This is a genomic window from Alkalihalobacillus bogoriensis ATCC BAA-922 (assembly GCF_000621445.1).
GTDB classification, from domain to species: domain Bacteria; phylum Bacillota; class Bacilli; order Bacillales; family Bacillaceae_F; genus Bacillus_AO; species Bacillus_AO bogoriense.
In genome coordinates this window covers 53,919-66,771 of record NZ_JHYI01000011.1, presented here as the reverse complement: position 1 = coordinate 66,771, position 12,853 = coordinate 53,919, and the positions used below count along the sequence as shown (strand labels likewise).

9 protein-coding genes are annotated in these 12,853 nt (G+C 37.4%); 3 read left to right on the top strand and 6 right to left on the bottom strand.

Features of this window, described 5'->3' with window-relative positions; all coding sequences use genetic code 11:
* Positions 1 to 5 precede the first annotated feature (5 nt).
* From T323_RS0104305 to T323_RS0104290, 3 genes are all read right to left on the bottom strand, one after another.
* Positions 6 to 2,792: a 2-oxoglutarate dehydrogenase E1 component gene (locus tag T323_RS0104305; protein ID WP_026672168.1), complete on the bottom strand. Its 2,787-nt coding sequence runs from the start codon at positions 2,790 to 2,792 to the stop codon at positions 6 to 8.
* Between the two features lie 229 nt (positions 2,793 to 3,021).
* Positions 3,022 to 4,017, bottom strand: coding sequence for a cytochrome d ubiquinol oxidase subunit II (locus T323_RS0104295; protein ID WP_281175712.1), 996 nt, complete (start codon positions 4,015 to 4,017; stop codon positions 3,022 to 3,024).
* Positions 4,018 to 4,039: 22 nt separating this feature from the next.
* The gene (locus tag T323_RS0104290; RefSeq protein ID WP_026672166.1) at positions 4,040 to 5,371 is read right to left on the bottom strand and encodes a cytochrome ubiquinol oxidase subunit I; all 1,332 of its coding nucleotides are present in this window, start codon (positions 5,369 to 5,371) and stop codon (positions 4,040 to 4,042) included.
* Positions 5,372 to 5,692: 321 nt separating this feature from the next.
* Between T323_RS0104290 and T323_RS0104280 the strand changes: the two genes are divergently transcribed.
* Complete coding sequence (locus tag T323_RS0104280) at positions 5,693 to 6,490, top strand: HAD family hydrolase (RefSeq protein ID WP_026672165.1); 798 nt, start codon at positions 5,693 to 5,695, stop codon at positions 6,488 to 6,490.
* A gap of 114 nt (positions 6,491 to 6,604) precedes the next feature.
* Here the strand turns inward: T323_RS0104280 and T323_RS0104275 are convergent, their stop codons facing one another.
* Positions 6,605 to 7,372: a polysaccharide deacetylase family protein gene (locus tag T323_RS0104275; protein ID WP_245613683.1), complete on the bottom strand. Its 768-nt coding sequence runs from the start codon at positions 7,370 to 7,372 to the stop codon at positions 6,605 to 6,607.
* Positions 7,373 to 7,482: 110 nt separating this feature from the next.
* Positions 7,483 to 8,427, bottom strand: a complete 945-nt coding sequence (locus T323_RS0104270) for an AAA family ATPase (RefSeq protein WP_026672163.1) — start codon at positions 8,425 to 8,427, stop codon at positions 7,483 to 7,485.
* A 134-nt stretch (positions 8,428 to 8,561) separates the two neighbouring features.
* On the opposite strand from T323_RS0104270, the gene T323_RS0104265 reads away from it, so the two are divergent.
* On the top strand, positions 8,562 to 9,626 hold the full coding sequence (locus T323_RS0104265; RefSeq protein ID WP_051556360.1) for a glycoside hydrolase domain-containing protein: 1,065 nt from the start codon (positions 8,562 to 8,564) through the stop codon (positions 9,624 to 9,626).
* A gap of 364 nt (positions 9,627 to 9,990) precedes the next feature.
* Here the strand turns inward: T323_RS0104265 and ku are convergent, their stop codons facing one another.
* Positions 9,991 to 10,824 carry a non-homologous end joining protein Ku gene (gene ku / locus T323_RS0104260; protein ID WP_026672161.1) on the bottom strand — a complete coding sequence of 278 codons (834 nt, stop codon included), beginning with the start codon at positions 10,822 to 10,824 and terminating at the stop codon, positions 9,991 to 9,993.
* 129 nt (positions 10,825 to 10,953) lie between these two features.
* Here ku and T323_RS0104255 point away from each other — a divergent pair, with 129 nt between their 5' ends.
* Complete coding sequence (locus T323_RS0104255; RefSeq protein ID WP_245613686.1) at positions 10,954 to 12,762, top strand: DNA ligase D; 1,809 nt, start codon at positions 10,954 to 10,956, stop codon at positions 12,760 to 12,762.
* The last annotated feature ends 91 nt before the right edge of the window (positions 12,763 to 12,853 follow it).

Here is a 12,853-nt window from a genome sequence, read left to right as displayed (position 1 = left end):
CTCTTCTATTTCAATGACAACGCTTCAGTGACCATTCGCTCTTGTTCTTTTTTATGCGCAATCGAAGTTCCTTCTGCTGGACTTGAACGAGCAATTCGACCAACATAACGAATAGGTAAGTCAGTCATTTCTTTTACATGTTGAAAAATATATGTCCACGCCCCCATATTTTTTGGTTCTTCTTGTACCCAAACTAATTCAGTCACAGAAGGAAGCTCTTTCAATAATTGGCTTACATGCTCTTTTGGAAATGGATATAATTCCTCAACTCGAACGATTTGAGTATGTTCACCTAAAGAAGCTGTTTCTCCTTTTTTCATTAGAAGGTCCACTGCTACTTTTCCGCTTGCCAACACAAGAGTTGTCGCCTGTTTGTTTGTGATTTGTCCTTGCTCGATAATAACCGGTTCAAATGCCCCTTTTGAAAATTGTTCATTTGGAGATGCGGTTTGTTCATGGCGCAACAAACTTTTCGGGGTCATCACGACTAAGGGGCGTACTTCCTCTTTTGTTAACATCGCGGCTTGACGTCGAAGCAAATGAAAATATTGAGATGCCGTTGTCACATTCGCAATCGTCCAATTATGTTCTGCTGAAAGTTCTAAAAAGCGCTCTAGTCTAGCACTAGAATGTTCAGGCCCTTGCCCTTCATAACCATGTGGTAATAACATGACTATCCCAGATTTTTGACCCCATTTCGCCCGACCTGATGATATGAATTGGTCTATTATCACTTGTGCTGCATTGGCAAAGTCTCCAAACTGAGCTTCCCAAATAACAAGTGTGTCTGGTGATTGGATATTGTATCCATATTCAAAACCGAGTACACCTGCTTCTGATAATGGACTATTATAAATGGCAAAAGAAGCACTGTTTTGCAAAAGGTGCAATGGAGAATAAGACTGACCATCTTGATAATCATGCAGGACTAAATGACGGTGGGCAAATGTACCTCTTTCCACATCTTGACCTGTCATTCGTATTGGGATGCCGTCTTGTAATATAGCTGCAAAAGCCAATGTTTCCGCGTGAGCCCAATCTACTTTTCCCCCGTCGATAAAAGAGCGTTCTCTTCGTTTTAATATTTTCTCGAGTTTCGGAAAAACAGAAAACTTCTCTGGCCATTGTAACAATCTATCATTTATTTTTTGTAATTTTTCATGCTGCACATTTGTTGCCACTTGAGAAAATCCTTTTTTGACTACTTTTGGTGGAGATAATGTTGAAGATGGCTTATTTTCTACCCTTTCTATTTTTTCGTAAGCTTGCTTCAGTTTTGCTTTTATTTTCTCCTCCATTTGTGCCATTTTTTCTTTAGTGACATATCCTTTCTCCGTTAACGTTTGTGCATACTGTTTTCGAATACTTGGATGTTTCTTTATTTGTTTATAAAGCATCGGTTGTGTCGTTTGAGGTTCATCCATTTCATTGTGGCCATAGCGCCGAAAGCCAATTAAATCAATGACAAAGTCTTTATTAAATTTTTCCCGGTACAAATAAGCAAGCTTCATTGCCGCTACGCAAGCTTCTGGGTCCTCCGCATTAACGTGAACAATCGGTATTTCAAACCCTTTTGCTATATCACTCGCATATTTCGTTGAGCGCGAATCACTGCTTTCTGTCGTAAAGCCAATGCGGTTATTCGCGATGATGTGTATTGTCCCCCCTGTTTGATATCCTTTTAAACCACTTAAATTTAATGTTTCCTGTACAATTCCTTCACCAGGAAAGGCAGCATCACCATGAATTAAAATCGACACTGCACGGTTGACATCTTGCTCAGGAAATCCCGGCTCATCATTTGTTTCTTGTGCAGCACGTGTACAGCCAAGAACAACTGGATTGACAAATTCTAAGTGACTTGGGTTGTTTGCCAATGTGATATGAGCCTGGTTTGAATGTTTCTTTATATCACGGTCTGCCCCTAAGTGATATTTTACGTCTCCTGTCCAACCGTAATTAATTCCAACTGACCCTTCTGAAGGAACCAATTCTTTATTCGGAGAATGGTGAAACTCTGAAAAGATGAGTTCGTATGGCTTTCCTAATATATGAGCGAGGACGTTCAGCCTTCCTCGGTGTGCCATCCCTATCACTATATTATTAATTCCTGCTTCTACCCATTTCTTTATCCCTTCATCCAAAATCGGAATTAATGTATCCAACCCTTCTATTGAAAATCGTTTTTGTCCAACAAAAGTTTGGTGTAAAAACGTTTCAAATTCTTCTACTTCTATTAATCTTTCTAAAAGCGTAACCTTTTCATCTTCTGATAAAGCAGGAAAAACATCTCCACTTTCAACTGTTTTCGTTAACCACTCTTTTTCCTCTTTCACATGAACATGTTCAAACTCAAAAGCCATTGATTGTGTATATACTTCTTTTAATCGTGCAATGACTTGTTCACCATTTTGAAGTGGCAGATGCGGACTAAGTATATGACCTGGCAAAGCTCGCAAGTCCGATTTGGAAAGATTAAATCTCTTTTCATTAAAGAGTTGATCATTGTCTATCTGGTCTGCTGTTAATGGATTTATCTTTGCTGCCAAATGTCCTTGGGCTCTAATCGCTTCTGCAAATTGAACGGCACGGACTACCGTTTCTAATGGCGGCTCTTGTCTTGTTTCCCTTTCATTTTCTTGCTGTTCACTTTCTTTTGGTGGTCCCCATCTTTCAAACAATTCCATTAACTCTCGGTCAACGTCACGATCTCCTTCTTTATATTTTTCATACCTTTCTAATACATACCCTAGGTTTGGTCCGAAAAATCGTTGCCACGGATCTTGATTCATGAAAAACCTCCACTCCTATTTAATCCTCATCCTTAAATTTATGTTCTCTTTTATTGTAACAATGGACAAATTTTCCTCACAAACGATCTCTCTTACTTTTTTATATCCTTTCTGTATAAATAAAAACCTGTTATTTAAACCGTTGACTATCCGTACTGCCCCACAAAAATAAAATGAGTAATGAAAAAAGGACGATGAACAAAGGCACAACATTCATTTTCACACCTCCTTATCTTTTTCCCTTTACATACTCTTTATCGTAAATAAAAAAACGGAATACCAAAAACAAACTCGGGACAAGGACAATCAATCCTATTGATAAAGAAATCCATAACGCTTGACTCATCACACTCGTCGTAAAGCCGTTATATGCTGTTACATGAGGGTATAGCAAATAAGGAAAATGTGCCTTCCCATACCCTATAAAAATAAACGCATATTGTATGAGCATAAAGCAACATGCTCGTCCAAATTGCTGAAACTGTAAATGGTAGATTGACCATAGAGCAGCGATTAAGGCTAAAGAGAAAAGCAAGGAATTAGTCATGACACGTTCAAATAAAACAGGACTGTGTTCGTTCATCAAATATAAACACACACTGGAAAAAAGCAACACAAGCCCCGCTGTATACAATGTCCTTTTTTTCATTCGTTTTGTTAATGACACTTGGCCAGCACGGTGACTATAAAATGTAAAAAAACTTGCAGAAATATATAAAACACTTACAACCGACAACACAATCAAGCTCCATGTATAAGGATGGGTCATGAGCTGTGTATAATGAAGAATCCATTGGTTATTTTCTTCAGCGTAAAACAACCCTTCAGATAGTGGGAAAATAACAACAAATGACGCTGGAATGAACAATCCTGAGATACTATATAAAAACAAATAAATGCGATTTTCCTTATTCACATAATGATTGATTGCGTAATATGTGCCTCTAATTATGAGCAACAATAAAGATACACTTACTGGCAATAACAGTAATGTTCCATAATAATAGGCGGTTTCTGGAAAGAATGTGACGAGCCCCACAAAAAAGAAAACTAGAAATACATTGGTTACTTCCCATACTGGAGATACATAGCGGGAAAGAACAGGCTCTGTCCATTTTTCTTCGTTCCTTAACCGACTAATGAAATGATAAAACCCCGCTCCACAATCAATGGATGTGAGTATGAAATAAAGAAATAAAAAGACCCATAACAAAAGTAAGCTTATCGTTTCGATTTCAACACACTCCTTACCGAATCCGTCTTTCTTTTAACTCTTTTTCAACAGGATTTTGTTTAAACATCGCTCTCATTACGGCAACTAACGAAATGGATAAACAAACATAAAGCAAACAAAAAAGAATAAGCATCCTATCCACATGTGAAGAAGCCGTTGCTCCTTCAGAGGTGAGCATATAACCAACTAATATCCATGGTTGCCTTCCAAATTCAGTAAACATCCACCCAAATTCAATAGCAACCATTGATAATGGCCCACCAGCAACAATCATCCATAATAACAGCTTATTATACTCATTGACTAACGGAATCCAACTAACAACGAGGAAAAGAACGGAAACAAACAAGAGATATACACCGATGAAGACCATGCCATCAAATAAATAATGGATAAATAGAGGTGGTCTTTCTTGTTCCGAAAACTCATGCAAGCCGATTACTTCAGCTTTTGAATGACCGTGTGCTAATATGCTAAGGGCATATGGTATTTTTAGTGCATATCGAATTTCCTCATCTTCGGTCAACACACCTCCAATGATGAGCGGTGCTTCTTTCTCTGTTTGAAAATGCCATTCTGCAGCAGCCAGCTTTTCAGGTTGATAGTCTGCTAGAAACTTTCCAGAGAAATCCCCAATTAAAGCTGTTGCCATCGCGAATACACACGCGGCTATCATCGATAGACGTAACGCTTTTTTATGGTAAACATGATGTCTTCCTCTTAAAATTGCAAACGCTGAAATCATGGCTAACAAAAAAGCAGAGGTTAAGTAGGCTGATGATAGAACATGTGCAACTTTTGTTGGCATAGCTGGTGTAAACATCGCAGCTACCGGTTGAACGTTTGCAAGAACCCCATCCTGTATAGAAAACCCTTGAGGGGTATTCATAAATGCATTGACCATCGTAATAAAAATAGCAGACGAGGAAGATCCAATGACAACGGGAATTAACAGCAATAAATGTTTCATCCTGTTTTTAAAACGATCCCATGTATATAAATAGATACTAAGAAAAATCGCTTCGATAAAAAAAGCAAAAGTTTCTAAAAACAATGGCAACCCGATGACATGACCTGCAATTCTCATAAAGTTTGGCCAGAGTAAATTAAGTTGCAACCCAATTGCTGTTCCTGTAACAACACCAACGGCAACCGTAATGACAAACCCTCTCGCCCATCTTCTTGCTAACAACAGATAATGTTCATCATTTCGCTTTATCCCGATCCACTCACATAATAAAATCATCATCGGTACTCCGACACCAATCGTCGCAAAAATAATATGGAAGCTTAATGTAAGTCCTGTTAAAACACGACTATAAAAGACGGGATCATATTCAATCATTTTTCTCCTCCTATATAAATTTAGATAGGAGCGCTACGCCTAACATACAAGAAACAATAATACAAAGAATAAGCAACCATTTTTCATGAACATCTGAACTCTTTTTCATCCGATTTCCTCTTTTCTTGTGCACGGTTGTCCCTCTCCTCTTTCCATCATATTCGTTTGTTTTCTATTTTAGACGAGCTCATTTCTATTAAAATAATCACTATTATTTTAATTTTCTAAAAATATTTCTTTCGAATGTAGAAAAAACTATTTGATTTTTCCTTTTTTGTAGTACAATGATGAAGTATATAGAGAAAGAAGGAGTGGGACAGTATGGTGAAAGCGGTTATTTTTGATTTAGATGACACACTTCTATGGGATAAAAAAAGTGTAAAAGAAGCGTTTCGCGAAACCTGTTTGGAAGCAAAAAGACATGTGGAATTGGACCCGAATGAGTTAGAAGAGGCGGTTCGAGCTGCAGCAAAAAGATTGTATTCAACATATGAAACTTATGAATTTACACAAATGATTGGTATTAATCCATTTGAAGGACTTTGGGGGGACTTTACGGATAAACACCATCTACAATTTCGCAAAATGAAAGACATTGTTCCTCGGTACCGAAAAGACGCATGGACAGAAGCATTAGCTGCAATTGGAATTGATAATCCAACATTAGGTGCTACACTTGCAGAACTCTTTCCAAAAAAACGGAGAAGCTTACCTTTCGTGTACAAAGATACATTTTCTGTGTTAAATGAATTAAAAAATAAGTACCAACTTATCTTACTGACAAATGGTTCACCAACATTACAAAACGAAAAACTAGATTTAACACCACAATTGGTTCCTTATTTTGATCATATTGTCGTTTCTGGTGCTTTTGGACGAGGAAAACCTGACCCGGCTATTTTTCAACATTGTTTATTTTTAACGAATCTTACTGCCAACGATGCCATTATGGTTGGTGATAATGTGAATACCGATATTCTAGGCTCTAACCGAGTCGGAATGAAAAATGTCTGGATTAACCAAGAAAACAATCAAGTCACTGACCCAGAGAAACAACCAACCTTTGAAATTCAATCATTAAGTGAACTACCTCAGGTTCTTCAAACCGTACCTGTATAAGCTATAAGAAAAACGCGGGAGCGTCTTTAGAATAAGCTTCCAAAACTTCACTGCTAAACTAATATTTTTATTCTTAGATATAAAAAAAACCGGTAGACATTCTACCGGTTTTTACTATTCAAGCTCAAAGTCTTGTAATAATACAAACGAAAATCCTGCTTCTTTTAAAAGCGGGATTGCGGTTTTTACACCTTTTCCTGTTCCGCTGTTCGGTTGATTCATATGTAATAAAGCAATATCACCAGGGCTCGCTTGTAGCAAAGCCGAAGCAACCGCATTAGCTGAGTATGTTCCACCTGCATCACCAAGAAGCGAGTAATTGACAACTTGTAAACCAAGTTCCTTTACAATTTTTACTGCTTCTTCATCATAAAAAGCAGTTCCGGAACGAAACAGTGTTGGTGAGCGTCTTGTCAGTCTCTTAATTTCCTCTTGATTCCCAAGTACTTCCTCTACGACTTCTTCTGGTGAGGATGTTCCTTTTATCCCCCAAGCGCTTTGTCCATTGACTGAAAGAGGTAAATGCTCCGTACCATGGTTTTCAATTTGAAATAACGGATTTTGAGCCAGTTCTTTAAACGTATCCCTATTTTCATGAATCCAGCGTTGATTGACAAAAAGTGTTGCCGGAATTTCTTCTTCGATGAGAAAAGTCAACAGCGCTTCATCATACTCACTCCCATATGGACCACCACAAGCATCAAAAGTTAGAGCTATTACTTTCTCATCTGTCTTCAGCTTTGTCAACACACCAGATACCCTCTCTCCCCATTGATGTGTGTGTTGATTAATATGAGAAAGATCAACCTCATTTCCCGATCCGTAGTCTTCCATACCTTTCATCTGTTTATCTATCATTTCTTGCTTGATTCCATGTTCCATTCCTTTTTTTCCTATGGCTTCGTTTGAACACCCTATACTCATCAAACAGAGAATGAAAACAAGGAGTACCCTTTGTAATTGCAACGTGCGCCTCTCCTCTTGTCTTGAGCTTATGAACCAGCTTCTTCAATAAAAGCTATTTTCTTTTTTTCAAAAACAACTCTATTTTTTTCGAGTTGTTTACACTCTTGTTTGACCGTTTTTAATACGGAACTCGTTTCTTGTTTCGCTTTTAAAATTTGGTCTAAAGACTCTTGTATTTTACCATGCACCATCCAGTCAATAAATAACCCATCAAAAAAGAAATCTGCAAACGATAAAAACGAACCGAGCTCAATTTGGGCATTCACATGATGTTTTACATCTAATAACTCTTCATAAAAATGCCGTAATTTCTTTTGTGCCGTATGAATCGATTTTTTCGCTGAATCGAGATGGTCATGCTTAATCGCTGTTGTTAACAATCCACCACCAACCATATCCCACGTAGACCATCCTTTTGCTTTTTCTAAAAAATCTATCGCTAAATCTAAAGATTGAATTGCTTTTTTTCCTGCTAAAATAGCATCCTTATATTCTTGAATGGCTCCTTTTAAATCAGCCTCATGTTCTGCCATCTCCAACAATTGAGCTTCCCAGTTTGAATCCCCTTGTTTCATTAATTTTTCTTTTTCTAACAGAAGGGCATAGTATCGTTCGTCTGCATCCGAAACCGTCTTGAGCAATGCAGTCCATTCCTGAATTTCTTCTTTTATATCTTCCACAGTCTCTCTTGCTTCATCATAGGCTAACGTTGCTTTGATGACTTGCTCTTTTTCTTCTGCTAATCTCTCTTCTTTTTTCCCAATTAAACTATAAAAAATCGTGTACAGTGACATTCCTTCAAGCCGTTGTACATCATATGCCTCTTTTTCCATTAGCGACTTTAACTTATTCATCTTTTCTTCTTGGTGTTTCAATTCTTTTTCCGCTCTCGTAATATGCTCACTCCATTTACGTTTCAACCAAACTTTTTCTTTTGCTTGATGCAACTCATTTGTAACCTCAACTAACATAAGTTCACCTCTTTATTGGTAATACGATTACCTTCTGAATAAGTTTCATTTAATTAGGTACGTGCCTACACACGTTTGTCACTAGATTAATAAACTATATTGGATTCTAAGCAATAGGAGGGATGAAAACCACCTTGAGACAATATATTATACTTGGAATTACGTATGTCCTTGCTCTAGCATCCTTTTATTTCTTTGTTGTCAATCAAACTTGTGATTGTACGAAAGTCATCGTTCAACCCGTTATCGAGGAACGCGATGAGGATGAAACGGACTCGGATGAAAATGGAGATTCTCAAAATGAAACAAACGGTACCGATGAAAACGGTGAATCTCAAGATGAGTCAAACGGCACTGATGAAAACGGAGATTCTCAGGATGAAACAAATGGTACCGATCAAAATGGTGAATCTCAAGATGAAACAAATGGTACCGATCAAAATGGTGAATCTCAAGATGAGTCAAATGGAACTAGTGAAAATGGAGATTCTCAGGATGAACAAGATACAACGGTAAGAGAAGAAGCGAGTGGTGACGACATTTTATGGGGTGTTGACTCCGCAAGCTTAACAACTGAAGACTTTTACCGATGCGTTACAACGAATTTTGGTGACCCCGAAATTTGGGGAAGATATCTGGAAGATAAAGAAGGAGTTTCTTTTGGACTAACGTCAGAGGAAGTTGAATTACTCCACCGCGAAGGTGTATCCATCCTTGTCATTTACAATCATTTTACAGATGGAACATCGTATGATAAAGGTGTTGCCGAAGCTGAAGTGGCGATTGAATATGCCGAAAACATCGGCGTTCCTGAAGGTGTAGCTATCTTTGCTAACGTTGAACCATTCTATCCCATTGATTCAGCCTTTATTCAAGGATGGTATGATACAATCGAGCCTTCCATTTACACTCCCGCGATTTACGGTGTATTTGCCGAAGATGGCGATAATGATGTCCGCATTGCATTTGAAGCTGCCATTGAAGAAAATCCCGATATCCTAGACAATGTTATCATTTGGACAAATCAACCACAAATAGGTATAACGACCGAAGATAATGCACCAGAATTTAACCCAGCTGCTCCAGAAGATTCGTTAGCATGGGCTTATCAATATGGGATTGATGCAGAAACATGCAATATCGATACAGTATTATATCAATCTTCAATTCTCGATTATGTCTGGCGTCCAGACCAATAATAATAATCTTTAAGGGATGTCGTTCATGGCATCCCTTTTATATCGTTGTCACCATGCTATCGGAAATCTATTCCGCTATTTTATAAAAAAGTCATAGATCCTGATTGCTATCGGACATACGTTCCGGTATTAGTGAAATACCAAGCTAGTTTTATCGTCTTTTTCTTCATATAACTGAATAGATGTCCGATAGCCTTCCGAAATAGGTCAATTATTAAGAAATAGCGGAACAAATGTCCGTTAAGGTTAAGCCGGCCACGAATGTGCACTAAGTTTAAGTCTAGAACTTTCTCTATCATCCTTTATTTTCCATAAGTTTCTTTAAAAAAATTTGAAAAACCGCAGCGATGACTGCGGTATCATTCTATGCATTTTTTCTTTCTTTTGTTGTTGTTCGTTTTCTTGTTGTGGTAGGTTTCTTTTTCTTTGTTTTGTCGATAGACGCTTGCAACGCAGCCATTAAATCGGTAACATTGTTTGGCGTTGCTTTTTTCTCTGCACCCGTGACAATATCTTCTTTTCCTTTTTTCTCTTCAATTAATTCCATCAATGCTGTTCGGTATTCATCATGATAATTTTCTGGCTTAAATTCCGTTGTTAATTGGTCAATTAACATCATTGCTGTGTCTAATTCTTTTTTTGTTATATTATCTTCTGCAGGCACATTTGGGACTTCACCGACATTCCGTACTTCATCTGGATAATGGATCGTCTCCATTACTAATGTATTTTTATATACTCGTATAACCGCTAAATGTTCTTTTGAACGAATGATAATTTTAGCTACTCCAATTCTACCGGAGTCTTCCAATGCTTTTCGTAACAAGGAATACGCTTTGCTTCCCCCTTCATTTGGAGCCATAAAATATGTTCGTTCAAAATAAATGGGGTCAATTTCTTCTAATTTGACAAAATCAATGATTTCAACAGCTTTTTCCTCATTATCTTTTTTTAGTTTTTCTAATTCTTCATCATCAAGCACTACAAATTTATTTTTGGCATATTCATAAGCTTTTACAATGTCTTCCGCTTGTATCGGTTTTTCACAGACCGGACATGTTTTTTCATAATTAATCGGCGATTTACATTCTTTATGAAGATTTCGTAATTTTATATCTTTGTTTTCTGTTGCAGCATGCAACTTAATCGGAATATTAACGAGTCCAAAACTTATGCTTCCTTTCCACATCGTATGCATGGCTACTCACCTACTTCATCTTATTTGTATTAGTTTTCGAAGTTGGCGTCTTTTTATGTATGACTTCTTCCTTTTTTTAAAACACTATATAGTAGATCTGAATTTCTGGAGGTAAGAAAAGTGAAACCTATGATGCCGACATTGTCATTCGAAACCCCAATCGGTCCCGATTGGCGATATGAAATTAAATATGATGGTTTTCGTTGTATTTTACGTTGGCAAGAAAATCAACAGGTCGAGTTACTTAGTAAGTATGGAAACGATTTAACAAACCAATTTCCTGAAATTATTGAATACTGTCAATCCATTCATGATGTAATAAAACCGCTGCTTCCATTGTCTCTTGACGGAGAACTCGTTGTTTTGGACAACCCTTACAAAGGGAATTTTGAACATATCCAATTGCGTGGAAGACTAAAAACAAAAGACAAAATCAACACCTATTCCAAAGAAATTCCCGCTACTTTTATGGCGTTTGATTTATTAGAACTCCACGGTGTGAACTACAAAGAAAAATCATTTACAGTCCGGAAAAAGCAGCTTGCAGAGATTTTTTCAACCGTTATCACTGATAGCCCTTTTCTAAAAATGGTGACAGCGTTTACTAATAAGGATACCGTTTGGAAAAAAGTAACGGCATCGCTAGGCGAAGGAATTATTGCAAAGCATAAAAATAGCAAATGGGAGCTTGGGAAACGAACAAAAACATGGTATAAAATTAAAAATTGGCGTGTCGTTTCAGCTTTTATAACAGCCTATCAAAAAGATAATGGATTTTTCCATGTAGCGATTTATAACAGTAAAAAAGAAATGGTCCCGATTGGTCTATTTAAAAACGGACTAGAAGATGAACAAAAAAAAGCGTTAGTGGAAACTGTTCGCAAAAATCAGACAAAAGAAGATGCTACTTATGTTTATGTGAACCCGAGTTTATGTGTCGATATTCAATGTATAGAATTATATAAAGGGCATTTACGTGAACCTTATTTTAAACAGTTTCGTTTCGATATAGGGCCTGACGACTGTACTGAAGAAAGGCTCAAATTAAGTTTAGAACCTTTACCTGATACAGTCACGATCACAAATCCAAAAAAATTACTATGGCAAGATAAAGCGATATCAAAAGAAGATTATTTACAATTTTTACGGACGATGTCACCTTACTCCATGCCATTTTTACAAAACCGCTTATTAACCGTCATTCGCTTTCCCGATGGCGTTCATAAAGAAGCGTTTTATCAAAAAAATTGTCCGGATTACGCACCTGATTTCGTCCAAACTGAAAAAGCCGATTCCATTGATTATATCGTTTGTAACAATTTAGAAACGCTCATATGGCTAGGGAATCAGGCAGCCATTGAATTTCATGTTCCATTTGAAACAATTCATACGAAAACACCAACGGAAATTGTCTTTGATTTAGACCCACCATCAAGAAATGAGTTCACTCTTGCTGTTCAAGCCGCCTTACTCATTAAAGAAGTCGCCGATGGGTTACAGCTTTCCTGTTATTGCAAAACTTCCGGAAATAAAGGGATGCAAGTGTATTTCCCTTTACCAGACAATATGTATAGTTACGCAGATACAAGGGCCTTTACAGCCTTTATTGCCGAATATCTTATTTCCCAAGAACCAAAATGGTTTACGACGGAGCGCTTAAAGAAAAATCGTGGGAATAAATTGTACGTCGATTATATTCAGCATGGGGAAAGAAAAACGATAATTGCTCCCTATTCAGCTAGAGGGAACGAAGACGCTTTAGTCGCCACACCATTATATTGGGAAGAAGTAAACGATACTCTTTCGATTGAGAATTTTACAATCGAAACGGTTCCAGCCCGTGTGAAAGAAAAGGGTTGTCCATTCTCCTCCTTTTTTGAAGCAAAAAAAACACAACCTTATGGACCAGTGCTCGATTTTTTAAAGGAAAAAGTGTAATAAAGAAAAACGCGGAGCGTCTTTTCTTTCAAGCGAAGTGTATGATGAAACAACAAACACATCCCATGTCCCATTTTTGCGGTCAGAGCAG